The following is a 22,179-nucleotide window of genomic DNA, read 5'->3' as shown; positions in this document are numbered from 1 at the left end:
ACCTTGAGCATGCGCAGGCGGGCCATTGGCAGGGAGGTAGATAAGTAGTTTTTTGATTGGTGGGAATGAATCTACCCGACTGCGACCTGCATGTTTCCTACAACCCTTTCAGGTTGTCCCTAGGAACTCACCTCACTAACCTTCGCCAGTCGCTGCTTATTCAGCGACCGGGACTGCAAGCCCGCCGAAACCTCACCAGTTAGTCACAAGCGCCTTTATAATTGCGGCGCTTTTTCATGGTCATCCTATGGTGGCTGTGTGCGGGAGACCTTCGGGTCTACCGAGATTTACTGGTGATTCTCGGTCTTGCAGGCCTGCACACAGCTGCCACCCATCAACTGCAAGTGATGCTGGTAGCGCTTACTTCACACCAGAGGTTTACCATGATCAAAGACAGTCAAAATCCCCCATCCGCCTCTCAACCCACCGACCAACTCTTCACCGTACTTCCCCATCTGAACAGCGAAACCTTGCTTGCCAATGCATCCCAGGACCTGGCGTCCGTGCAGGCGCTGGCGGCCCATCTGGCGTTTGATATCGACGGCTCGCAGCGTGATGCGGTGCTGGGGATTCATCGGATGGTGGAGGGGATCCAGTTGATGGTGGATCGAGTGCTGGATTTATCCGAGGTGCCTGCGCAGCAGTAATGCGGCGCCGATGAGGCCCATTCGCGAGCAAGCCCGCTCCCACATTTTGATCGGTGCCCGACTTGGCAATACGATCAAAATGTGGGAGCGGGCTTGCTCGCGATTGGCCAGTACTGTCACCGCAGTTCTATACCCCGGCGCCTACCTCACGACCACCAACCAAGCGCTCCAATGCTTCTCCCAACCCCGACGCCTGGTCACCCATCACTAGGTGCCAGACCCCGCTATCCAGCTGGCTCACACCCTGGCAACCCAACGCCGTCAGTTGCGCTTCGGACACCACCGAATCATCGCCCAACTCCACTCGCAGCCGGGTCATCGCCACCGCTTCCAGCTGGCGCACATTGCCTCGACCGCCCAGTGCGGCCAGCCATTGTTCGGCTTCCTGCACATTCACCGCAGCCGGCTTATCCACAGGCGCAGGCATTACGGGAGCGAGGGCCGCAAACCCTGGCATCGCCAACCGAATCTCATCGGCAATGCTGTCCGCCAGCGGCCCGACCACCACCTGCAAACTGCCGCCATTGCCGGGGCGAACCACGGCCATGGCGCCCAGGGCTTTCAACTCGGCATCCATGGCCTTGTTGCGGTCGACCATGTCCAACCGCAGGCGCGTGGTGCAGGCGCCCACACTGAGCAAATTGGCCGCACCGCCCAAGGCCCGGATATAAGCCGTGGCGCGCTGGTTATCAGTCATCGCTTCAGCCTGTGCCACCTGGATATCCTCACGGCCCGGGGTCTTCAGGTTGAAGCGGCGGATGCAGTAGCTGAACACGCTGTAGTAGATCGCCGCGTATGCCAGGCCCACCGGGACTACCAGCCAGCCATTGGTGGATTTGCCCCAGCCCAGCACCATGTCGATAAACCCACCGGAGAAGGTAAAGCCCAGGTGGATATTCAGCAGATTGGTCACCGCCATCGACAGGCCGGTGAGCAGTGCATGGATCAGGTACAGGAACGGCGCGAGGAACATGAAGGCGAATTCGATCGGCTCGGTCACCCCGGTGAGGAACGACGTCAGGGCCATCGACAGGAAAATCCCGCCCATCACCTTGCGCCGCTCCGGCAGGGCGTTGCGGTACATCGCCAGGCAGGCGGCGGGCAGGCCGAACAGCATCACCGGGAACATGCCGGTCATGAACTGGCCGCCTTTGGGGTCGCCGGCAAAATAGCGGGTCAGGTCGCCGGTGACGACGGCACCGGTGACGGGGTCGGTGAAGGTACCGAACACAAACCACGCCATATTGTTGAGGATATGGTGCAAACCGGTGACGATCAGCAGGCGGTTGAACACGCCAAATACGAACGCGCCGAAGCTGCCGCTCTCCATCAGCAATACGCCGAAGCTGTTGATACCGTGCTGGATCGGCGGCCAGATCAGGCCAAAGATCACTCCCAATGCAACGGCCGAGAACCCGGTGACAATCGGCACAAACCGCCGCCCGCCGAAGAACGCCAGGTATTCCGGCAGCTTGATGTCCTTGAAGCGGTTATACAGCGCACCGGCCATCAGGCCGCTGGCGATACCGGCGAGCATGCCCATGTTGATGCTGCTGTCCATCACCTTGAGGGTGGAGATCATCACCAGGTAACCAATCGCCCCGGCCAGTCCCGCCGTGCCGTTATTGTCACGGGCAAAGCCCACGGCGATGCCGATGGCGAAGATCAGTGCCAGGTTGGCGAAAATCGCCTGCCCGGCGTCGTGCATCACCGCGATGTTCAACAGGTCGGTGTCACCCAATCGCAGCAGCAGGCCGGCAATCGGCAGGATGGCGATGGGCAGCATCAGCGCGCGGCCCAGGCGTTGCAGGCCTTCGATGAGTAATTGGTGCATGGCGGGTCTCCTTTTTCTTGTTGTTGTCAGCTCAGCGGCCAGTGGTGTTGACAGGCTTGGCGAACCGCCCTGGCGCTGCTCAGGTCAAGCAGGCCAAGGCTCAGTTGCCGGCATTGCGCCGCGTCCAGGTGACGGACGCGGTCCTTGATTTCTGCGATCTGCGGCGGGCTCACCGACAGTTCGCTGACTCCCAGGCCGATCAACACCGGCGTGGCCAACGGGTCGGACGCCAGGGCGCCGCACACGCCGACCCAACGTCCGTGTTTCGCCGCGCCGGCGCAGGTCTGGGCGATCAGCCGCAACAGCGCCGGGTGCAGGGCATCGACACGCGCGGCGAGGCCCGCATGGTCGCGGTCCATGGCCAGGGTGTACTGGGACAGGTCGTTGGTGCCGATGGACAGGAAGTCCGCGTGCTCGGCCAATTGTTCGGCCATCAGCGCCGCAGCGGGCACTTCGATCATCACCCCCAGCTCGGGGCGTTGGCTCAGTTCCAGCTCTGCACTCAACTCATCCAGGCGCTGGCGAATCTGCAGCAGTTCGTCGACTTCGCTGACCATCGGCAGCAGGATGCGGCAGCGCGCCAACGGGGAGACTTGCAGCAGCGCCCGCAGTTGCTGGTCGAGCAGTTCTGGACGTACCTGGGCCATGCGGATGCCGCGCAGGCCCAACACCGGGTTGGCTTCGGCGGGCAGCGGCAGGTAGTCGAGCTGCTTGTCGCCACCGACATCGATGGTGCGGATGATCACCGACTTGTCGCCCATGGCGTCCAGCACGGCTTGATAAGCGTGGCATTGTTCCTGTTCATCTGGCGCGGTGCGGCGGTCGACGAAGAGGAACTCGGTGCGCAGCAGGCCGACGCCGTCGGCGCCGTTTTCAAAGGCCACCTGGGCCTCGGCGCTGGAGGCGACATTGGCGGCCACTTCGATGTTCACGCCATCGCGGGTTTGCGCCGGTTGTTGGGCCTGGGCCTGTTGCTGCCGACGACGCAGTGTCTGCGCGTCGCGGATCCGGTGGACTTCGGCATGACGCGCCTCGCTGGGGGCCAGTTCCAGGCGGCCGTTGCCGGCGTCGAGCACCACGCGCTGGCCGTGCGGCACATCGAGTACCTCAGCGCCCAACGCGACGACACATGGCAAGCCTTTGCCCCGTGCCAGGATGGCGACATGGGACGTGGCGCCGCCTTCGGCCATGCAGATCCCGGCAGCCTGTTGCGCACTCAGGTGCAGCAAATCCGAAGGAGTCAGTTCATGGGCGCTGACAATCGCTCCCGCAGGCAATTCGAAATGCCAGGCTTCACCCAACAGTGCGCGCAGGACCCGTTGCTGCAGGTCGCGCAGGTCGTTGGCGCGTTCGGCGAACAGCGGCTTGCCCAGGGCCAGCAATACCGCGCACTGCGCCTGGATCGCATCGCGCCAGGCGTGGGTCGCGGCGCTGCCGTGTTCGATGGCGTCGGCGGCGGCTTCCAGCAGGGCGGGGTCTTCGAGCAGGGCCAGGTGGGCGGCGAAGATCTCTTCTTCTTCGACGGCCTTGCGTTGGCGCGCCTGGTCCAGGGTGCTGCGGATTTCACCGCGCACCTGCTCCAGGGCTGCGTCCAGGCGTTGCAGTTGTTCGTCAGTGACGTGATGGCCGGGGTCCGACGGCAACTCGATACCGGCCAGCCGAAACAACGGCCCGCAGACCAGGCCCGGTGCCGCGCACACGCCCTGCAACACATCAACTTCCGTCGTTGCCCGGCGCGGCATGGCGACGACCGGTGCGTGGTGTTCTGCCTTGACGGCGGCGGACAAGGCCGCGACCAGCGCCTGCAGCGCGGCCTCGGCGTCCTTGCCGCGACAGCTCACGCGCACCTCGTCGCCTTCGCCAATGCCCAGCCCCATCAGGCCAATCAGGCTGTCGCAGGCGGCCGACCTGGCGCCGAAGTGCACCTGCGCCTGGCTGCTGAAACCCTGGGCGGTCTTGCGGATCAACGCCGCCGGCCGCGCGTGCAGGCCGCCACGGTGAGTCACGCGCACGCTGGCGCTGGCTTCGGCGACGGCGTTATCCACCGCCGCTTGCTGCGCTGCGTTCGCACGCGGCACAACCTGCACCAGGGGGTCGCCCAGCCTGACGGTTTTCGCGGCCAGCGGGCGCAGTTCAAAGTGTTCGCCATTGGTGAGGATGATCAGGCTGACCAGGCTTTTGCACTGGCGGGCGATACGGTCCAGGTCAAAGCGCACCAGCGCCTGGCCATTGCTGACCCGGGCGCCGTTCTTGACCAGCAGGGCAAACCCTTCGCCGTTCAATTCGACCGTGTCGATGCCGATGTGCAGCAACACTTCGGCGCCGTTGTCGGCGCGTATCGTCAAGGCGTGGCCGGTGCGGGCGACATGGATGACCACACCATCGCACGGCGCATGCAGGCAATCGTTGAGCGGGTCGATAGCCATGCCGTCGCCCAGGGCGCCGCTGGCGAACACGTCGTCAGGCACGTTGCCCAGGGCCAGTAACGGCCCGCTGAGGGGGGCGTTGAGGGTCAGTTCATTATTGTTGTTGGGCATGGGCACGGTACTCATCAGGAAAGCGCGACTCAGTGAGTGCGGGTAACTTTGCTCAGGTGGCGCGGCTGGTCCGGGTCCAGGCCTCGGGCGACGGACAGGCCGGCCGCCATGACATAGAAACTCTGGATCGCCAGGATCGGGTCCAGGCTCGGGTGTTCGGCGCGGCTCAGGGTCAGGTCGCGTTCGGCGATATCGTCCGGTGCTGCGAGCAGCACGCGGGCACCGCGTTGGCGCATATCGGCGGCCAGGCTCAACAGGCCGGCTTGCTCGGCACCCCGTGGTGCGAAGACCAGCAGCGGGTAGTCCGCGCCGATCAAGGCCATCGGCCCGTGGCGCACCTCGGCGCTGCTGAAGGCTTCGGCCTGGATCGCCGAGGTTTCCTTGAGCTTGAGCGCCGCTTCCTGGGCGATGGCAAAACCGGCGCCCCGGCCGATCACCATGAGTTGCTGGCAGCCGCGCAGCGCCTCGATTGCGTGGGTCCAGTCCTGCCTGGCGGCTTCACGCAGGCCTTCGGGCAGGGCCTGGCAGGCTTGCAGCAAGTCGGGCTCCTGGTTCCAGTGGCCGATCAACAGCGCGCTGGCGCTGAGGGTGGCGATAAAGCTCTTGGTCGCGGCCACGCTGAGTTCCGGCCCGGCGCACAGGGGCACATGGAATTCGCAGGCGGCTTCCAGCGGCGAGTCTTCGGCGTTGACCAGCGAGATGCTCAAGGCGCCACGCTTGCGCAACAGGCGCAGGCTGTTGACCAGGTCCGGGCTCTGCCCCGACTGGGAGAAACCGAACGCTACCTGGCCGCTGACTTTCATGGGTGCTTGCAACAAGGTCACCACCGACATCGGCAACGACGCCACCGGGATGCCGACATGCTGCATGGCCAGGTAGGCGAAGTAGCTGGCGGCGTGGTCCGAGCTGCCCCGCGCAATGGTCATCGCCACTTGCGGCGGCTGGCGGCGCAGGCGGCCGGCGACTTCTTCCAGCCGTGGGCCCAGGCGTTGCAGTTGCGCCGCGACGGCGTCACCGGAGGCCAAGGCCTCTTCAAGCATTTTTGAAGACAATGGTTTCTCCTTCGACCATGACGTCGGTGAGGTGCAGGGAGCGGTCCAGGCGCACGCAGTCGGCAAAGCTGCCGGGTTGCAGGCGACCGCGTTGTTCCAGGCCCAGGTAGTCCGCCGGAAATTGCGACAGACGTTGTGAGGCTTCGCTGATGGGCAGGCCGATCTTCACCAGGTTGCGCAGCGCCTGATCCATGGTCAGGGTGCTGCCGGCCAGGGTGCCGTCGGCCAGGCGCACGCCGCCCAGGCATTTGGTCACGGTGTGGCTGCCCAGCTTGTACTCGCCGTCGGGCATGCCGGCGGCGGCGGTGGAGTCGGTGACGCAGTACAGGCACGGGATCGCGCGCAGGGCCACGCGCATGGCGCCGGGGTGCACGTGGAGCAGGTCCGGGATCAGCTCGGCGTACTTGGCGTGGGCCAGTGCCGCGCCGACGATGCCGGGTTCGCGGTGATGCAACGGGCTCATGGCGTTGTACAAATGGGTGAAGCTGGTGGCGCCGGCGGCGAGGGCGGCGACGCCTTCTTCATAGCTGCCCAGGGTGTGGCCGATCTGCATGCGCACGCCGCGTTCGCTGAGGGCGCGGATCAGGGCGTCGTGGCCGGCGATTTCCGGGGCGATGGTGATCACCCGGATCGGCGCCAGGCGCAGGTAGGCTTCGACTTCGGCCATCAAGGCGGTGTGGGCGAAGTTGGGCTGCGCGCCGAGTTTTCCCGGGTTGATGTAGGGGCCTTCCAGGTGCACGCCGAGTACCCGGGCGCTGCCCGTAGGACGCTGCTCGCAGAAGCGCCCGAGTTGGCCGAGCACGCTGGAGATTTCGTCCACCGGCGCGGTCATGGTGGTGGCCAACAGCGACGTCGTACCAAAACGCACATGGGTGCGGGTGATGGTCTCGAACGCGTCGGCGCCTTCCATGATGTCTTTACCGCCGCCGCCGTGGACGTGCAGGTCGATAAAACCCGGCAGCAGGTAGGGCAAGTCGTTTTCAGCCGGGTCGCAAGGTTCGCCCTCGATGGCGATGACCTTGCCGTGCTGGTGCACCAGGCGGCCGCGCATCCAGCCGTGGGGCGTGAGGATATTGTCTTCGGACATGGGCAGTTCTCTAAGGCCGCAACTCGGCGGCAAAGTCATAACGGCGAAGCTCTGCGACAAAGTCGTAGTAGTCGTTGCGGCAGTAGGTGTCGGTGATTTCGATCGGCGTGTTGTCGGCGGTGTAGCCGACCCGGGTCATCAGCAGCATGGCGGTGCCGGGGGCGATACCCACCAGCCGGGCGAATTCGTTCGAGGCGTTGATCGCCTGGATGTGTTGCAGGGCGCGAACGATAGGTTTGCCGATGCCTTCCAGGTATTCGTACAGCGAATGGCCGATGGCTTGCGGCTGCGGCAGTACCGAGGCGGGCATGGCGGTCATCTCGATGGCCATCACGGTGTCATCGGCCTTACGCAGGCGTTTGAGACGCGCCACCTTGTCGGTCGGCGACAGGCACAGGCGGATCAGTTCTTCGTGGGTCGGCGGGGTGATCTCGCGCTCGAGCCATTGGGAGCTGGGCACAAAGCCCTTGAGGCGCAACATCTCGCTGAACCCCGACAAGCGCGACAGCGGCTGTTCCAGGCGTGGCGTGATAAAGGTGCCGGAGCCCTGGCTGCGGCGGATCAGGCCTTGGGCGAATAACACTTCCAACGCTTTACGGGCGGTGACCCGCGAAATGCTCAGCTGTTCGCTGAGGGCGCGCTCCGAGGGCAGGGCCTGTTCGGATTTCCACTGGCCGGCATGGATCGCCGCTTCGAGGTTGCGGGCCAATTGCAGGTACAGCGGCGTGGATTGCTTGTCGTCGGGACGCAGCGTCAGGATGGGGTTCATCTATGAAGTTTCCGATGCGGTTATTGGAGTGTTGTCGCCCGGTATTGGCCGGAAGCTAATACCACTTAAATACCATGTCAATGCCGCTAAAACGGTGCAAGTACCGGTTTCAGGGCGCCTTAATGGTGCCTGGTATCAAGTGGTATTAGAGAGGTCTTTATCGCGCGCAGAAATGCGCAGCCTGCGCGGTGAACTGGTATTCACCGGCAGGCGTGGGAGGGGGAGGGAAATATTTTTAATTAAATTACGAACGGTCGAAGATTTACGGGCGGATCTCGATCAGCGTGCCGTCCTTGACCAGGTTCCAGACTTCGCGCATGTCGACGTTGCGCATGCCGATGCAGCCGTCGGTCCAGTCCAGGGTGTGGAACCACTGCTCCGGGTACTCTTCGGTGTCGGGCGTGCCGTGGATCATGATCATGCTGCCGGGCTTCACCCCTTCGCGGCGGGCGCGGGCGGCATCGCTGATATTCGGGTAGGAGATGTGCATGGACAGGTAGTAGCGGTCGCTGGTCTTGCGCCAGTCGATCCAGTACAGGCCTTCCGGCGTGCGGCGGTCGCCCTCGATCAGCTTGTGGCCCTTGGGGTTCTTGCCCAGGGAAATCCGATAGGTCTTGAGGGGCTTGCCGTCGTTGATCAACTGCAATTGGTGGGCGGACTTGAGCACCAGGACTTTTTCGACCGTCTTGCCGCCCAGGGTTTCCACGGTAGAGGCCGGCGAAAGCGTGGCGAACGACAGGCAGATCAGAGCAAGCAACCAACGCATTAAAACGGTATCCCTGTGGCGACGAGCTGCCGAATGGTTATTGGGCGGGCTTGGAAAGAGGTGGCACGGCTTCGCTGCGCACCGGGAACGACTGCTGGCGGCGGTCAGCGAAAAAGTATTCTAGGGTACGCCCGACCGTGCGGAAAGCCAGCTCGGACCAAGGGATGTCCGCCTCGTCGAACAGCTGCACTTCGAGGCTTTCGGGGCCTGCGGCGAAGTCCAGGTCGACCAGTTCGGCGCGGTAGAAGATATGCACCTGGCTGATGTGCGGCACATCGATCAGGGTGTAGAGGCTCAGGTTGCGCACCCGGGCGCAGGCCTCTTCCAGGGTTTCGCGCATGGCGGCCTGTTCCACGGTCTCGCCGTTCTCCATGAAGCCTGCGGGCAGGGTCCAGTAACCCAGGCGCGGCTCGATGGCGCGGCGGCACAGCAGCACTTTATCGCCCCATACCGGCAGGGTGCCGGCGACGATATTGGGGTTCTGATAGTGAATGGTCGAGCAGTGATCACACACGAAACGCAGGCGGGCGTCGCCTTCGGGAATGCGCTGGGTAACCGGTTTACCGCACTGGCTGCAGAAATTCATGCTGGGGTTCCTGGAAAGTGCGTCTATCTTGGCTTGGCTGGCAGGGCCCTGCAAGTTGTCGTTTAGCGACATGCTCCGGGTTTTGGGGTTGGGCGCCCGGCGGCTTTGGTGCATGATGCAAGGTAGCCAACAGACCGAGATGACTCATGCTGGACGAGCTACTTCGCCGGGTAAGCAATCACACCCCCCACACGCTGGAAACCGACGGGCGTTTCCCCGAGGCCGCGGTGCTGGTGCCGATTACCCGCAGTGACGAACCTGAGCTGATCCTGACCCTGCGCGCCAGCGGCCTGTCGACCCATGGTGGCGAAGTGGCCTTTCCCGGCGGGCGCCGCGACCCCGAAGACCCGGACCTGATCTTCACCGCCCTGCGTGAAGCCGAAGAAGAAATCGGCCTGCCCCCCGGCCTGGTGGAGGTCATCGGCCCGCTGAGTCCGTTGATCTCCCTGCACGGCATCCGGGTCACGCCCTATGTGGGGGTGATCCCCGACTACGTCGAATACCTGGCCAACGATGCCGAGATTGCCGCCGTCTTCAGCGTGCCTTTGGATTTTTTCCGACAGGACCCGCGCGAACATACCCACCGCATCGATTACCAGGGCCGCAGTTGGTACGTGCCCAGTTATCGCTTCGGCGAATACAAGATCTGGGGCCTGACGGCAATCATGATCGTCGAGTTGATCAACCTGCTTTATGACGACGCCCAGATCAGCCTGCACCAGCCGCCCAAGAGCTTCATCAATACCTAAGCCGTCGTTTGAACGGCCAGCCGTGAGGGAACAGCATGAAATACCGTCTGGGCGATGCCCGCGTCGAGACCCATCCGCACAGCTGGGTGGCGCCGAATGCCACGCTGGTGGGCAAGGTCAAGCTGGAGGAGGGCGCCAATGTCTGGTTCAACGCGGTGCTGCGTGGCGACAACGAGCTGATCCTGATCGGCAAGAACAGCAACGTGCAGGACGGCAGCGTGATGCACACCGACATGGGCTACCCGCTGACCCTGGGCACTGGCGTGACCATCGGCCATAACGCCATGCTGCATGGCTGCACGGTCGACGATTACAGCCTGATCGGTATCAATGCGGTGATCCTCAACGGCGCCAAGATCGGCAAGCACTGCATCATCGGCGCCAACTCGTTGATCGGTGAAGGCAAGGAAATCCCCGATGGTTCCCTGGTGATGGGCTCGCCGGGCAAAGTGGTGCGTGAATTGACCGACGCACAGAAGCGGATGCTGGAAGCCAGCGCTGCGCACTATGTGCATAATGCCCAGCGTTACGCGCGGGATCTGGCAGAGCAGGAAGAATGAGTGCAGTTGAACGACCTGTTGCCTCGCCCTGCGTGAGTATTTGTGCGCTGGATGATGACGATATCTGCACCGGCTGCCAGCGCACCGTGGATGAGATTACGCGTTGGAGCCGCATGGACAACGCCGAGCGCCGGGTGGTGTTGGGTTTGTGTCATGAGCGGGCGGTGGCGGGTGGGTTGGTGTTTATGGCTTCTGGTAAATCCGGAGCCTGATGGATCGCCATCGGGGGCAAGCCCCCTCCCACATTTTGACCGCATTCCTACAGATTAAACGCGGTTAAGTGTGGGAGGGGGCTTGCCCCCGATGAGGTCCGCCCAGACGACATATTTCCAAATGTGAAGTACCCTGTGCCCCTTGTTCACAGGTCCCTCGCCCCATGCTCTTCCTGATCGCCTACATCAGCAGCGTCGTGCTGATCAACTTCGCCTTCTCCACCGCCCCGCACCTGGACGTCATCTGGTCGGCTTGGGGCGGCCTGGTGTTTATCCTGCGCGACATGGTGCAGACCCGCTTCGGCCATGGGGCGATCATCGCCATGCTGGCGGCGCTGGCATTGTCGTATATCACCTCCGATCCCTCCATCGCCCTGGCCAGCGCCACGGCATTCGCGGTGTCCGAGTGCATCGACTGGCTGGTGTTCAGCATCACCAAGCGCCCGCTCCACGACCGCCTGTGGATAAGTTCGGCGCTGAGCATTCCCCTTGATACCTTTATCTTCTTCGGCCTGATCGGTGCGCTCACCCCTGCCGTGGTGGGCATTGCCTTGGCGTCGAAGTTCGCCGGGGTCACGGTGGTGTGGCTGATCATGGCCTGGCGCATCCGCAAGCGGGCCGTCGCCAACTGAGGCCAATTTTTACAGTTCATGTAAAATGCCGGCCTTTCTCCCCATGATCCGCTCCCCTGAGGACCTGAGATGACCCGAATCGGAACTCCATTGTCGCCAACCGCGACCCGCGTTTTGCTGTGTGGCTGCGGTGAGCTGGGCAAGGAAGTGGTGATTGAACTGCAACGCCTGGGCGTTGAAGTGATTGCCGTGGATCGCTACGCCAACGCGCCGGCCATGCAGGTTGCCCATCGCAGCCATGTGATCAACATGCTCGACGGTGCCGCCCTGCGTGCGGTGATCGAAGCGGAAAAACCGCACTTCATCGTGCCGGAAATCGAAGCCATCGCCACCGCCACCCTGGTGGAGCTGGAGGCCGAAGGCTTCACGGTGATCCCGACCGCCCGCGCCACGTCGCTGACCATGAACCGTGAGGGCATCCGTCGCCTGGCCGCCGAAGAGCTGGACCTGCCGACCTCGCCGTACCACTTCGCCGACACCTTCGAAGACTACAGCAAGGCCGTCCAGGACCTGGGCTTCCCCTGCGTGGTCAAGCCGGTGATGAGCTCGTCGGGCAAGGGCCAGAGCCTGCTGCGCAGCGTCGACGACGTGCAGAAAGCCTGGGACTACGCCCAGGAAGGCGGGCGTGCCGGTAAAGGCCGGGTGATCATCGAAGGCTTTATCGACTTCGACTACGAAATCACCCTGCTGACCGTGCGTCACATCGGCGGCACCACCTTCTGCGCGCCGGTCGGCCACCGTCAGGAGAAGGGCGACTACCAGGAATCCTGGCAGCCGCAAGCCATGAGCCCGGTTGCCCTGGCCGAGTCCGAGCGCGTGGCCAAGGCAGTGACCGAGGCGTTGGGCGGTCGTGGCCTGTTTGGCGTGGAGCTGTTCATCAAAGGCGATCAGGTGTGGTTCAGCGAAGTGTCGCCGCGCCCCCATGACACCGGCCTGGTGACCCTGATTTCCCAGGACCTGTCACAGTTTGCCCTGCATGCGCGCGCCATCCTCGGCCTGCCGATCCCGTTGATCCGTCAGTTCGGGCCTTCGGCTTCGGCGGTGATTCTGGTGGAAGGGCAGTCGACCCAGACCGCATTCGCCAACCTCGGCGCGGCCTTGAGTGAGCCGGACACGGCGTTGCGTCTGTTTGGCAAGCCGGAAGTGAATGGCCAGCGCCGCATGGGCGTGGCGTTGGCGCGGGATGAGTCGATTGAAGCGGCTCGTGCCAAGGCGACCCGTGCTTCCCAAGCGGTTGTGGTAGAGCTCTAAAAGCATCGGGAGCAAGCCCCCTCCCACACTCGAATGTGGGAGGGGGCCTGCCCCGATAGCTGTTTATCCGGCAACCCTGTTCAAATCATTATCCCGCGTCTCTTTCAGGCACAGCACCGCAATCAAGCTGAGCAACGCCGCCGCCGACACATACCCACCGACATAACTCAGCCCACCCATCGCCACCAGCTTGGTTGCGAAGAACGGTGCGGCCGAAGCACCCACGATCCCACCCAGGTTATACGCCGCCGAAGCCCCGGTATAACGCACGCGGGTCGGGAACAATTCCGGCAACAGCGCACCCATCGGCGCGAAGGTCACCCCCATCAGGAACAGCTCCAGGGCCAAAAACAGCGCTACGGCCCAGGTCGAACCGTGGGTCAGCAATGGCTCCATGGTGAAGCCCGACAGAATCGCCAGGACCGCGCCGACGATCAGCACCGGTTTGCGCCCGTAGCGATCACTGGCCAAGGCCGCCAACGGTGTGGCCAGGCCCATGAACAGCACTGCAAAGCACAGCAACCCCAGGAACGTCTCGCGGCTGTAGCCCAGGGTCGAAACGCCGTAGCTCAGGGAAAAGGCCGTGGTGATGTAGAACAGCGCGTAGCACACCACCATCGACGCGGCGCCCAGCAGGACCGGCAACCAATGCTGGCTGAACAGCTCCACCAGCGGCACTTTCACCGGGGCTTCCTTCGCCACGGCATTGGCGAACACCGGGGTTTCATGCAGCTTCAGGCGCGCATACAGGCCGACCATCACCAAGGCTGCGCTGAGGATGAACGGGATGCGCCAACCCCAACTGCGGAACTGCTCGTCATTCAGGCTCATCGCCAGGATCAGGAACAAGCCGTTGGCCGCCAGGAACCCGATCGATGGGCCCAGTTGCGGGAACATGCCGAACCAGGCGCGCTTGCCTTTCGGTGCGTTCTCGGTGGCCAGCAACGCTGCACCGCCCCATTCCCCGCCTAGCCCCAGGCCTTGGCCGAAGCGCAGCACACACAACAGGATAGGTGCCCAGGCACCGATGCTGTCATAACCGGGCAGCAGGCCGATCAGCGTGGTGCACACGCCCATCAGCAGCAGCGAGGCCACCAGGGTCGACTTGCGGCCGATGCGGTCGCCGAAGTGGCCGAACAGCGCCGAGCCCAGAGGGCGGGCGATAAAGGCGATACCGAAGGTCAGGAACGACGCCAGCATCTGCGCGGTACCGGAAGTCTGCGGAAAGAACACCGGCCCGATCACCAGCGCGGCAGCCGTGGCATAGATATAGAAGTCGTAGAACTCGATGGCGGTGCCGACGATGCTCGCGGTGGCGACACGTGCGGTCGAGTTGGTCGGGGCGGCGGTCGCGGCCTCGTTATAGGTGGTGCTCATGGCGGTATCCCTGACGGTCATTGCGCGTTTGGACGCGGATTATTATTGGGTCGAACACCCTTGGATCAGGGTTGTGCGCGGGGCGGCTCGGGATGGGAGCGAACACCGGTCGGACATGGTAAAGCGGTGCCTGGACACGCTGAGTGCGGGTAGCACGCGGTCGGGCGGGGGCTTGGGTAAGCCGCAGGGATTATAGGAAGGGGTTTGGAATTACAACAAGTGACTGGATTGCGGTTTATCAGGAAGTCATGCGGCCACAGGCATGTGGCTGGTATGCCAGATCAGCACCTTGCTGACGCGGTTATCCTCGGTCTCGAGGATTTCCAGGCGGTAGCGGCCGATCTTCAGGCACACCGCGCAATCCGGAATGGTTTCCAGGGCCTCGGTGACCAGGCCGTTGAGGGTCTTGGGGCCGTCGCTGGGCAGGTGCCAGCCCAGGCTCTTGTTCAATTCGCGGATCGACGCGGCGCCGTCGATGATATAGCGGCCATCGGGCTGCGCTTCGATATGCGGGTTGTCCGCACTTTGCTCGTTTTCGAATTCGCCGACGATTTCTTCGAGAATATCTTCCAGGGTGACGATACCCAGGACTTCGCCGTATTCATCCACCACCATGCCCAGGCGCCGCTGCTGCTTGTGGAAGTTCAGCAATTGCAGTTGCAGGGGCGTGCTTTCCGGGACGAAGTAGGGTTCGTAGGAGGCCTCGAGCAAGGCTTCCTTGGTCAGGCTGGCGTCCGGCAGCAGATGCTGGATCAGCCGGGTGTTCAGTACGGCCTCGACCTGGTTGATGTCACTGTGGAACACCGGCAGGCGAGTGCGCGGGGAGGTGCGCAGTTGCTCGATGATTTCTTCGATCGAGTCATCCAGGTTGATACCGTCCACTTCGCTGCGGGGCACCAGGATGTCATTGACGGTGATGTTGTCCAGGGCGTGGATGCCCGGCATGCCAGGGGTACGACTGTCGTCGGCCTCGGGTTGCGGTTCATCGTCGTGGTCGGGCTGTGGCTCGTCGCTGTTTTTCACCACGCCGGGCTTGCGGGCAAACGGGCGCAGCAGCAACAGGCTGATGCCATTGAGCAGCCAGGCGGCGGGATAGAGGATTTTCAATGGCACGCCCAGCAGCGTGTTGCCGAAGCCCAGCACCGCTTGCGGATGCCGGGTTGCCAGGGCGCGGGGCAGGTAGTCGGCCAGGATCAGCAGGACGGCGCAGGAGATCAGCCAGCCGAGCCACGGGCCGTTCTGTGCCCAGGCATAAATCGCCAGCAGGGTGCAGAGGATGACCACGGCCGCACGGCACAGGCTGTTGCACAGGATCAGGCTGTGGCGCGGGAAACTCAGGCGGGCGGCAGCCTTGTCGCCCTGGCGCGTACCGGGGCGCAAGGCCAGCAGGTGTTGTTGTGCGGCTTCGATGGCGGTAAACAGCGCCGCCCATAACACCAGCAAGGCGATTACCGCGAGCATCGGCCCCAGGGGCAAGTTGTCCATTTTGGCTGCCCGTCAGATATGCAGGATGTATTCGCGAACCAGCTTGCTGCCGAAATAGGCCAGCATCAGCAGGCAGAAACCGGCCAGGGTCCAGCGAATCGCCTTGTGCCCGCGCCAGCCAAGGCGGTTGCGGCCCCACAGCAATACGCTGAACACCACCCAGGCCAGGCACGCCAGCAGGGTCTTGTGCACCAGGTGCTGGGCAAACAGGTTTTCGACGAACAGCCAACCGGAAATCAGCGACAGCGACAGCAGCGTCCAGCCGGCCCACAGGAAACCGAACAGCAGGCTTTCCATGGTTTGCAGCGGCGGGAAGTTCTTGATCAGTCCGGAAGGGTGCTTGTGCTTGAGCTGGTGGTCCTGCAACAGCAGGAGCAAGGCCTGGAACACCGCGATGGTGAACATGCCGTAGGCCAGGATCGACAGCAGGATATGAGCGAGGATGCCTGGCTCTTCATCGATCACCTGCACCGTGCCGGTGGGGGCGAACTGCGCGAGCAGCACCGTCAGTACGCCCAATGGGAAGAGCAGGACCAGCAGGTTCTCGACAGGAATCCGATAACAGGCCATCAGCGTCAGCGCAATCACCGCCGCGGCGATCAGGCTGGCGGCGCTGAAGAAGTCCAGGCCCAGGCCAACCGGCGTCATCAGGTGGGTGAACAGGCTCGCGGCATGGGCCAGCAGGGCGAGGACGCCAAGGCCGACCAGCAGGCGTTTGTCCGCCTTGGCGCCTTGGGCCAGACGAGAGCCCTGATAGAGGGTCGCAGCGGCATACAAGATGGCGGCGGCGAGGCTGGGTAGCAAACTGGGTGACAAGGGGAGCATAAATCCTGATAGACAAGCCCGAAAGGCGCTGAGTTTGGCACACACCTGCGCTCCACGAAAGACTCCAGGGCCAGACAGCGGGTGTGCATGGGCGCAGTCTTCGCTATAATCCGCGACCAGCCCACGCCGCAGGCTCGCCGAACGCTGTGTTTAATAGCGATTTACCACAGCCTGGGCCGCCATTACCTCGGTCTACCAATGCATTTCGATGAATAGGGCCTGAAAGGATCGCGCATGTTTGAAAACCTGACTGACCGTCTCTCGCAGACGCTGCGCCATGTAACCGGCAAGGCCAAGCTGACCGAGGACAATATTAAAGACACCCTGCGCGAAGTGCGCATGGCGTTGCTGGAAGCCGACGTCGCCTTGCCTGTGGTCAAGGACTTCGTCAACTCGGTCAAGGAGCGCGCGGTCGGCACTGAAGTGTCCCGCAGCCTGACCCCGGGCCAGGCCTTTGTGAAGATCGTCCAGGCCGAACTCGAAAGCCTGATGGGCGCGGCCAACGAAGATTTGAACCTCAGTGCCGTGCCACCGGCCGTCGTGCTGATGGCCGGTCTGCAAGGTGCGGGCAAGACCACCACCGCCGGCAAGCTGGCGCGCTTCCTTAAAGAGCGCAAGAAGAAGTCCGTGATGGTGGTGTCGGCCGACGTGTACCGTCCGGCGGCCATCAAGCAGCTGGAAATGCTCGCGGGCGAAGTGGGCGTGACCTTCTTCCCGTCCGACCTGAGCCAGAAGCCGGTCGACATCGCCAACGCTGCTATTAAAGAAGCAAGGCTCAAGTTCATCGACGTGGTCATCGTCGATACCGCCGGTCGCCTGCACATCGATGAAGAGATGATGGGCGAGATCAAGGCGCTGCATGCCGCGATCAACCCGGTCGAGACGCTGTTCGTGGTCGATGCCATGACCGGCCAGGATGCGGCCAACACCGCCAAGGCCTTCGGCGACGCGCTGCCGCTGACCGGCGTGATCCTCACCAAGGTCGACGGCGACGCCCGTGGCGGTGCCGCGCTGTCGGTGCGTGCCATCACCGGCAAGCCGATCAAGTTCATCGGTATGGGCGAGAAGAGCGAAGCGCTCGAGCCGTTCCACCCTGAGCGTATCGCCTCGCGTATCCTCGGCATGGGTGACGTGCTCAGCCTGATCGAGCAGGCCGAAGCGACGCTCGACAAGGACAAAGCCGATAAGCTTGCGAAAAAGTTGAAGAAGGGCAAAGGCTTCGACCTCGAAGACTTCCGCGACCAGCTGCAACAAATGAAGAACATGGGCGGCCTCGGCGGCCTGATGGACAAGCTGCCGAACATCGGCGGCGTGAACCTGGCGCAAATGGGCAATGCCCAGGGCGCGGCAGAGAAGCAGTTCAAGCAGATGGAAGCCATCATCAACTCCATGACCCCGGCCGAGCGCCGCGACCCTGAGCTGATCAGCGGTTCGCGCAAGCGTCGGATCGCCATGGGTTCCGGCACCCAGGTGCAGGACATCGGGCGCTTGATCAAGCAGCACAAGCAGATGCAGAAGATGATGAAGAAATTCTCCGCCAAGGGCGGAATGGCCAAGATGATGCGCGGCATGGGCGGTATGTTGCCCGGCGGCGGCATGCCGAAAATGTAAAGTATTCGAGCGGGAGTTCACTCCTGCTCCGACCCACAGGGATGTGGGATCTCCAGCAAACCCGCCGTTGGCGGGGGCTGACCTGCCGTTTTAACCGACGGCTCTCTAGCAGATCTGAATGGCACGCTGATAGGCGCCAGAAAAAGACATTTGCAAAAGTCCGGATATTCCTTAGAATATGCGGCCTTTCGGGCACCTATGCCCGCTGTGCATTTAGATTTGCAGCACCGACTACAGGAACGATGTTCACATGCTAACAATCCGTCTTGCCCTTGGCGGCTCCAAAAAGCGCCCGTTTTACCACTTGACCGTAACTGACAGCCGCAACCCACGTGACGGCTCTCACAAGGAACAAGTAGGTTTCTTCAACCCGATCGCTCGTGGTCAAGAAGTCCGCCTGTCCGTGAACCAAGAGCGCGTAGCCTACTGGCTGAGCGTTGGTGCACAACCGTCTGAGCGTGTTGCCAAGTTGTTGAAGGACTCGGCTAAGGCCGCAGCCTGAGCAATATGAACGCGACGCCAACTGTTGCTGATGATTTGATCGTTATCGGCAAGATTTATTCTGTTCATGGCGTTCGCGGCGAAGTGAAGGTGTATTCCTTTACTGATCCGACTGAAAACCTGTTGCAGTACAAGACCTGGACGCTCAAGCGCGAAGGTAGTGTGAAACAGGTCGAGCTGGTCAGTGGACGCGGGAGCGATAAGTTCCTGGTCGCGAAGCTCAAGGGTCTTGATGATCGTGAAGAAGCTCGTCTTCTGGCCGGTTATGAGATCTGCGTGCCGCGCAACCTGTTCCCTGAATTGACCGACGGCGAGTACTACTGGTACCAGCTGGAAGGTCTGAAGGTTATTGATCAACTCGGGCAATTGTTCGGGAAAATCGATCATCTTCTGGAAACCGGCGCCAATGATGTAATGGTGGTCAAGCCTTGCGCTGGCAGCCTGGATGATCGCGAACGCCTGTTGCCCTATACCGAGCAATGCGTGTTGGCTGTTGACCTGGCGGCGGGCGAGATGAAGGTGGAATGGGACGCGGACTTCTAAGCGTGGCTAATTTGCGCATTGAAGTGATCAGTTTGTTTCCCGAGATGTTCTCCGCCATCAGCGAGTACGGCATCACCAGTCGGGCGGTGAAGCAGGGGCTGTTGCAGCTCACCTGTTGGAACCCGCGAGACTACACGACGGATCGACATCACACTGTGGACGATCGCCCATTTGGCGGTGGCCCGGGCATGGTGATGAAGATCAAGCCCCTGGAAGATGCGTTGGTTCAGGCCAAGGCAGCCGCCGGGGAGAAGGCGAAGGTAATTTACCTGTCCCCTCAAGGCCGTCAGCTGAAGCAGGCTGGGGTCCGCGAACTGGCGAATGAGGAAGCACTGATCCTGATTGCCGGTCGCTATGAAGGCATTGACGAGCGGTTTATTGAAGCTCATGTCGATGAAGAGTGGTCGATTGGGGACTATGTCCTGTCTGGCGGCGAGCTGCCGGCGATGGTCCTGATAGATGCGGTTACACGACTGCTGCCTGGAGCTTTAGGGCATGCGGACTCCGCGGAGGAAGATTCCTTCACGGACGGTTTGCTGGATTGCCCGCACTACACCCGACCGGAGGTGTATGCGGATCAGCGTGTTCCCGACGTATTGCTAAGTGGCAATCACGCACACATCCGGCGTTGGCGTTTACAGCAGTCCCTTGGTCGGACCTATGAACGACGCGCCGATCTTCTGGAAAGCCGCTCGCTTTCTGGAGAAGAGAAGAAGCTGCTCGAGGAATACATCCTCGCGCGGGACGATAGTTAACAACGTATCGATGGTAGGTCCATTGACTTACCTTAGGAGCACAGCATGACTAACAAAATCATCCTTGCACTCGAAGCAGAGCAGATGACCAAAGAGATCCCTACCTTTGCCCCGGGCGACACCATTGTCGTTCAGGTGAAAGTGAAGGAAGGCGACCGTTCGCGTCTGCAAGCGTTCGAAGGCGTGGTAATCGCCAAGCGTAACCGTGGTGTGAACAGTGCTTTCACTGTTCGTAAAATCTCCAACGGTGTTGGCGTAGAGCGTACTTTCCAGACCTACAGCCCGCAAATCGACAGCATGGCCGTCAAGCGTCGCGGTGACGTACGTAAAGCCAAGCTGTACTACCTGCGTGACCTGTCCGGTAAAGCAGCTCGCATCAAGGAAAAACTGGCTTAAGTCCAGCTTCCCGATGCAGAAAAAAGCAGCCTACGGGCTGCTTTTTTGTGCCCGCGATTTGAGGTCCGGGATAGGATCTACCTGATTCCGCCACTTTTCTGTTCGAGTCCCTATGCCTGCCATCGACCACCCCCTGATCGACCGTTTCCTCGATGCCCTATGGCTGGAGAAAGGCCTGTCAGATAACACCCGCCAGGCCTACCGCAGCGACCTGGCGCTGTTCAACGGCTGGCTGCAGGAAAAAAACCTGGAACTGATCAATGCCGGTCGCGAGCTGATCCTCGATCATCTGGCCTGGCGCCTGGAACAGAATTACAAGCCCCGTTCCACTGCACGATTTCTCTCCGGTGTGCGTGGGTTTTATCGTTATTTGCTGAGGGAAAAACTGATCGCCCTCGATCCGACCCTGCAAATCGATATGCCGCAACTGGGCAGGCCCTTGCCCAAATCCCTGTCGGAAGCCGACGTCGATGCCTTGCTCGCTGCGCCCGACCTCAGCGAAGCCATCGGCCAGCGTGACCGCGCCATGCTGGAAGTGTTGTATGCCTGTGGCCTGCGGGTCACGGAGCTGATCAGCCTGACCCTGGAGCAAGTCAATCTGCGCCAGGGGGTGCTGCGGGTAATGGGCAAGGGCAGCAAGGAACGGCTGGTGCCGATGGGGGAGGAGGCGATTGTGTGGGTCGAGCGCTATATGCGCGATGCTCGCAGCGAGCTGCTGGGCGGGCGGCCCAGCGATGTGCTGTTTCCCAGCCAGCGTGGCGAACAGATGACCCGCCAGACGTTCTGGCATCGCATCAAACACCAGGCCAAGGTCGCGGGGATCGGCAAGAGCCTGTCGCCCCACACCTTGCGCCATGCATTCGCCACCCATTTGCTTAACCACGGTGCGGATTTGCGCGTGGTGCAAATGCTGCTCGGGCACAGCGACTTATCCACCACCCAGATCTACACCCATGTGGCGCGTGCGCGCTTGCAGGATATGCATGCCAAGCACCACCCGCGAGGCTGAAAAGCGCCAATTTATGCCGCCACGGGCTGCCCTGCGGCCCAACTGTGGTAGGCTTTGCCGGTTAGCAAAGGGGACCGCCCGCACTCGTGTTTCCGTATTGGCGCGCCTGCACCCGTCCCTGCATCTGCCTTCAGGAGTTTCCATGCGCTTGACCCAGATTATTGCCGCCGCAGCCATTGCGTTGGTTTCCACCTTTGCCGTCGCCGATGACGCTGCCGAGCAGACCATCCGCAAGAGCCTGGCCAACCTGCAGCTCGATACCCCAATCGAAAGCATCAGTGCCAGCCCGATGGCCGGCCTGTATGAAGTCAAGCTCAAGGGCAGCCGCGTGCTGTACGCCAGTGCAGACGGTCAGTACATCGTCCAGGGCTACCTGTTCCAGCTCAAGGACGGCAAGCCGGTCAACCTGACCGAGAAAGCCGAGCGCCTGGGCGTGTCCAAGCTGATCAACGGCATCCCGGTGGCTGAAACCGTGGTTTACCCGGCCATCGGCGAGACCAAGACCCATATCACCGTGTTTACCGACACCACGTGCCCGTACTGCCATAAGTTGCATGCCGAAGTGCCTGCGCTGAACAAGCTGGGTGTGGAAGTCCGCTACGTAGCGTTCCCGCGCCAGGGCCTGGGTTCGCCGGGCGACGAGCAGTTGCAGGCCGTATGGTGCTCGGCCGATAAGAAAGCGGCCATGGACAAGATGGTCGATGGCAAGGAAATCAAGGCCGCCAAGTGCGCCAACCCGGTGTCGAAGCAATTTGCCCTGGGCCAGTCCATCGGCGTCAACGGTACACCGGCCATCGTTTTGGCTGACGGCCAGGTGATTCCGGGCTACCAGCCGGCACCACAAGTTGCCAAACTGGCGCTGGGTGCCAAATAAACCAGCATCGTCGAACCTTTGACGATCATGGCCTGTGGATAAGTCGACGGGCCATTAATTGAAAGCCGCAGTTGTGCGGCTGTTTTCCACGGCCGACCTAGCGTCGGCCGTTTCATGGGGA

General features: G+C 62.2%; 23 protein-coding genes. 13 read left to right on the top strand and 10 right to left on the bottom strand.

Annotation, left to right across the window (positions count from 1 at the left end; genetic code table 11):
• The first annotated feature begins 383 nt into the window (after nucleotides 1-383).
• Nucleotides 384-647 (top strand): DUF6124 family protein, encoded by a 264-nt coding sequence (locus tag FX984_RS13605; protein ID WP_092358342.1) that lies wholly within the window; start codon nucleotides 384-386, stop codon nucleotides 645-647.
• A 127-nt stretch (nucleotides 648-774) separates the two neighbouring features.
• Here FX984_RS13605 and nagE read toward each other — a convergent pair whose 3' ends face one another.
• The 7 genes from nagE to FX984_RS13570 all read right to left on the bottom strand — a co-directional run bounded on the left by nagE (nucleotide 775) and on the right by FX984_RS13570 (nucleotide 9,278).
• Nucleotides 775-2,481: an N-acetylglucosamine-specific PTS transporter subunit IIBC gene (nagE, locus tag FX984_RS13600; RefSeq protein ID WP_146477271.1), complete on the bottom strand. Its 1,707-nt coding sequence runs from the start codon at nucleotides 2,479-2,481 to the stop codon at nucleotides 775-777.
• Between the two features lie 26 nt (nucleotides 2,482-2,507).
• Nucleotides 2,508-5,018: a phosphoenolpyruvate--protein phosphotransferase gene (ptsP, locus tag FX984_RS13595; protein ID WP_146477273.1), complete on the bottom strand. Its 2,511-nt coding sequence runs from the start codon at nucleotides 5,016-5,018 to the stop codon at nucleotides 2,508-2,510.
• A gap of 29 nt (nucleotides 5,019-5,047) precedes the next feature.
• Nucleotides 5,048-6,058: an SIS domain-containing protein gene (locus FX984_RS13590; protein WP_043293508.1), complete on the bottom strand. Its 1,011-nt coding sequence runs from the start codon at nucleotides 6,056-6,058 to the stop codon at nucleotides 5,048-5,050.
• Complete coding sequence (gene nagA, locus FX984_RS13585; protein WP_027605446.1) at nucleotides 6,051-7,157, bottom strand: N-acetylglucosamine-6-phosphate deacetylase; 1,107 nt, start codon at nucleotides 7,155-7,157, stop codon at nucleotides 6,051-6,053. The genes FX984_RS13590 and nagA overlap by 8 nt, the downstream gene beginning before the upstream one ends.
• A 10-nt stretch (nucleotides 7,158-7,167) precedes the next feature.
• Nucleotides 7,168-7,926: a GntR family transcriptional regulator gene (locus FX984_RS13580; protein WP_146477276.1), complete on the bottom strand. Its 759-nt coding sequence runs from the start codon at nucleotides 7,924-7,926 to the stop codon at nucleotides 7,168-7,170.
• Between the two features lie 262 nt (nucleotides 7,927-8,188).
• Entirely contained in the window at nucleotides 8,189-8,692 is a 504-nt protein-coding gene (locus FX984_RS13575) for a L,D-transpeptidase family protein (protein WP_027605448.1), read from the bottom strand.
• A 37-nt stretch (nucleotides 8,693-8,729) separates the two neighbouring features.
• Nucleotides 8,730-9,278 (bottom strand): NUDIX hydrolase, encoded by a 549-nt coding sequence (locus tag FX984_RS13570; protein ID WP_027605449.1) that lies wholly within the window; start codon nucleotides 9,276-9,278, stop codon nucleotides 8,730-8,732.
• Between the two features lie 146 nt (nucleotides 9,279-9,424).
• Here FX984_RS13570 and FX984_RS13565 point away from each other — a divergent pair, with 146 nt between their 5' ends.
• The 5 genes from FX984_RS13565 (at nucleotide 9,425) to purT (ending at nucleotide 12,682) form a co-directional block, all read left to right on the top strand.
• On the top strand, nucleotides 9,425-10,027 hold the full coding sequence (locus FX984_RS13565) for a CoA pyrophosphatase (protein ID WP_015885706.1): 603 nt from the start codon (nucleotides 9,425-9,427) through the stop codon (nucleotides 10,025-10,027).
• A 35-nt stretch (nucleotides 10,028-10,062) separates the two neighbouring features.
• Nucleotides 10,063-10,587, top strand: a complete 525-nt coding sequence (locus FX984_RS13560; RefSeq protein ID WP_027605450.1) for a gamma carbonic anhydrase family protein — start codon at nucleotides 10,063-10,065, stop codon at nucleotides 10,585-10,587.
• Nucleotides 10,584-10,799 (top strand): DUF1289 domain-containing protein, encoded by a 216-nt coding sequence (locus tag FX984_RS13555; RefSeq protein WP_027605451.1) that lies wholly within the window; start codon nucleotides 10,584-10,586, stop codon nucleotides 10,797-10,799. The genes FX984_RS13560 and FX984_RS13555 overlap by 4 nt, the downstream gene beginning before the upstream one ends.
• A 164-nt stretch (nucleotides 10,800-10,963) precedes the next feature.
• Nucleotides 10,964-11,431 (top strand): VUT family protein, encoded by a 468-nt coding sequence (locus FX984_RS13550; protein WP_146477278.1) that lies wholly within the window; start codon nucleotides 10,964-10,966, stop codon nucleotides 11,429-11,431.
• A 69-nt stretch (nucleotides 11,432-11,500) separates the two neighbouring features.
• On the top strand, nucleotides 11,501-12,682 hold the full coding sequence (purT, locus tag FX984_RS13545) for a formate-dependent phosphoribosylglycinamide formyltransferase (RefSeq protein WP_146477280.1): 1,182 nt from the start codon (nucleotides 11,501-11,503) through the stop codon (nucleotides 12,680-12,682).
• A gap of 63 nt (nucleotides 12,683-12,745) precedes the next feature.
• Here purT and FX984_RS13540 read toward each other — a convergent pair whose 3' ends face one another.
• The 3 genes from FX984_RS13540 to FX984_RS13530 form a co-directional block, all read right to left on the bottom strand.
• Nucleotides 12,746-14,059, bottom strand: a complete 1,314-nt coding sequence (locus tag FX984_RS13540; RefSeq protein WP_092358350.1) for an MFS transporter — start codon at nucleotides 14,057-14,059, stop codon at nucleotides 12,746-12,748.
• Nucleotides 14,060-14,305: 246 nt separating this feature from the next.
• Nucleotides 14,306-15,544: a transporter associated domain-containing protein gene (locus tag FX984_RS13535; RefSeq protein ID WP_027605455.1), complete on the bottom strand. Its 1,239-nt coding sequence runs from the start codon at nucleotides 15,542-15,544 to the stop codon at nucleotides 14,306-14,308.
• A gap of 12 nt (nucleotides 15,545-15,556) precedes the next feature.
• The gene (locus tag FX984_RS13530) at nucleotides 15,557-16,369 is read right to left on the bottom strand and encodes a cytochrome C assembly family protein (RefSeq protein WP_065939219.1); all 813 of its coding nucleotides are present in this window, start codon (nucleotides 16,367-16,369) and stop codon (nucleotides 15,557-15,559) included.
• A 234-nt stretch (nucleotides 16,370-16,603) separates the two neighbouring features.
• On the opposite strand from FX984_RS13530, the gene ffh reads away from it, so the two are divergent.
• The 7 genes from ffh (at nucleotide 16,604) to FX984_RS13495 (ending at nucleotide 22,058) form a co-directional block, all read left to right on the top strand.
• Nucleotides 16,604-17,980: a signal recognition particle protein gene (gene ffh / locus FX984_RS13525; RefSeq protein WP_003175900.1), complete on the top strand. Its 1,377-nt coding sequence runs from the start codon at nucleotides 16,604-16,606 to the stop codon at nucleotides 17,978-17,980.
• Between the two features lie 250 nt (nucleotides 17,981-18,230).
• Nucleotides 18,231-18,482, top strand: coding sequence for a 30S ribosomal protein S16 (gene rpsP, locus FX984_RS13520; protein ID WP_003238923.1), 252 nt, complete (start codon nucleotides 18,231-18,233; stop codon nucleotides 18,480-18,482).
• Between the two features lie 5 nt (nucleotides 18,483-18,487).
• On the top strand, nucleotides 18,488-19,024 hold the full coding sequence (rimM, locus tag FX984_RS13515) for a ribosome maturation factor RimM (RefSeq protein WP_027605457.1): 537 nt from the start codon (nucleotides 18,488-18,490) through the stop codon (nucleotides 19,022-19,024).
• Nucleotides 19,006-19,779, top strand: coding sequence for a tRNA (guanosine(37)-N1)-methyltransferase TrmD (gene trmD / locus FX984_RS13510; protein WP_016977714.1), 774 nt, complete (start codon nucleotides 19,006-19,008; stop codon nucleotides 19,777-19,779). Before rimM ends, trmD begins: the two co-directional genes overlap by 19 nt.
• A 45-nt stretch (nucleotides 19,780-19,824) precedes the next feature.
• The gene (rplS, locus tag FX984_RS13505) at nucleotides 19,825-20,175 is read left to right on the top strand and encodes a 50S ribosomal protein L19 (protein WP_003175895.1); all 351 of its coding nucleotides are present in this window, start codon (nucleotides 19,825-19,827) and stop codon (nucleotides 20,173-20,175) included.
• Between the two features lie 112 nt (nucleotides 20,176-20,287).
• Nucleotides 20,288-21,184 (top strand): site-specific tyrosine recombinase XerD, encoded by an 897-nt coding sequence (xerD, locus tag FX984_RS13500; protein WP_098478828.1) that lies wholly within the window; start codon nucleotides 20,288-20,290, stop codon nucleotides 21,182-21,184.
• Between the two features lie 142 nt (nucleotides 21,185-21,326).
• Nucleotides 21,327-22,058, top strand: coding sequence for a thioredoxin fold domain-containing protein (locus FX984_RS13495; protein ID WP_027605460.1), 732 nt, complete (start codon nucleotides 21,327-21,329; stop codon nucleotides 22,056-22,058).
• Nucleotides 22,059-22,179 lie beyond the last annotated feature (121 nt).

Origin of the sequence: Pseudomonas marginalis (genome assembly GCF_008692035.1) — a bacterium.
Classification (GTDB): Bacteria; Pseudomonadota; Gammaproteobacteria; order Pseudomonadales; family Pseudomonadaceae; genus Aquipseudomonas; species Aquipseudomonas marginalis.
Note: the sequence above shows the minus strand (reverse complement) of the source record. Positions and strands in the feature narration are given on the sequence as shown.

Bases quoted from the DNA above. Each gene is read 5' to 3' on its own strand.
- nagE (WP_146477271.1), bottom strand. From the start codon at position 2,481: ATGCACCAATTACTCATCGAAGGCCTGCAACGCCTGGGCCGCGCGCTG.
- ptsP (WP_146477273.1), bottom strand. From the start codon at position 5,018: ATGCCCAACAACAATAATGAACTGACCCTCAACGCCCCCCTCAGCGGG.
- FX984_RS13605 (WP_092358342.1), top strand. From the start codon at position 384: ATGATCAAAGACAGTCAAAATCCCCCATCCGCCTCTCAACCCACCGAC.
- rplS (WP_003175895.1), top strand. From the start codon at position 19,825: ATGACTAACAAAATCATCCTTGCACTCGAAGCAGAGCAGATGACCAAA.
- trmD (WP_016977714.1), top strand. From the start codon at position 19,006: ATGGGACGCGGACTTCTAAGCGTGGCTAATTTGCGCATTGAAGTGATC.
- rimM (WP_027605457.1), top strand. From the start codon at position 18,488: ATGAACGCGACGCCAACTGTTGCTGATGATTTGATCGTTATCGGCAAG.
- xerD (WP_098478828.1), top strand. From the start codon at position 20,288: ATGCCTGCCATCGACCACCCCCTGATCGACCGTTTCCTCGATGCCCTA.
- ffh (WP_003175900.1), top strand. From the start codon at position 16,604: ATGTTTGAAAACCTGACTGACCGTCTCTCGCAGACGCTGCGCCATGTA.
- FX984_RS13555 (WP_027605451.1), top strand. From the start codon at position 10,584: ATGAGTGCAGTTGAACGACCTGTTGCCTCGCCCTGCGTGAGTATTTGT.
- FX984_RS13530 (WP_065939219.1), bottom strand. From the start codon at position 16,369: ATGCTCCCCTTGTCACCCAGTTTGCTACCCAGCCTCGCCGCCGCCATC.
- FX984_RS13570 (WP_027605449.1), bottom strand. From the start codon at position 9,278: ATGAATTTCTGCAGCCAGTGCGGTAAACCGGTTACCCAGCGCATTCCC.
- FX984_RS13495 (WP_027605460.1), top strand. From the start codon at position 21,327: ATGCGCTTGACCCAGATTATTGCCGCCGCAGCCATTGCGTTGGTTTCC.
- purT (WP_146477280.1), top strand. From the start codon at position 11,501: ATGACCCGAATCGGAACTCCATTGTCGCCAACCGCGACCCGCGTTTTG.
- FX984_RS13590 (WP_043293508.1), bottom strand. From the start codon at position 6,058: ATGCTTGAAGAGGCCTTGGCCTCCGGTGACGCCGTCGCGGCGCAACTG.
- rpsP (WP_003238923.1), top strand. From the start codon at position 18,231: ATGCTAACAATCCGTCTTGCCCTTGGCGGCTCCAAAAAGCGCCCGTTT.
- nagA (WP_027605446.1), bottom strand. From the start codon at position 7,157: ATGTCCGAAGACAATATCCTCACGCCCCACGGCTGGATGCGCGGCCGC.
- FX984_RS13575 (WP_027605448.1), bottom strand. From the start codon at position 8,692: ATGCGTTGGTTGCTTGCTCTGATCTGCCTGTCGTTCGCCACGCTTTCG.
- FX984_RS13560 (WP_027605450.1), top strand. From the start codon at position 10,063: ATGAAATACCGTCTGGGCGATGCCCGCGTCGAGACCCATCCGCACAGC.
- FX984_RS13565 (WP_015885706.1), top strand. From the start codon at position 9,425: ATGCTGGACGAGCTACTTCGCCGGGTAAGCAATCACACCCCCCACACG.
- FX984_RS13580 (WP_146477276.1), bottom strand. From the start codon at position 7,926: ATGAACCCCATCCTGACGCTGCGTCCCGACGACAAGCAATCCACGCCG.
- FX984_RS13550 (WP_146477278.1), top strand. From the start codon at position 10,964: ATGCTCTTCCTGATCGCCTACATCAGCAGCGTCGTGCTGATCAACTTC.
- FX984_RS13535 (WP_027605455.1), bottom strand. From the start codon at position 15,544: ATGGACAACTTGCCCCTGGGGCCGATGCTCGCGGTAATCGCCTTGCTG.
- FX984_RS13540 (WP_092358350.1), bottom strand. From the start codon at position 14,059: ATGAGCACCACCTATAACGAGGCCGCGACCGCCGCCCCGACCAACTCG.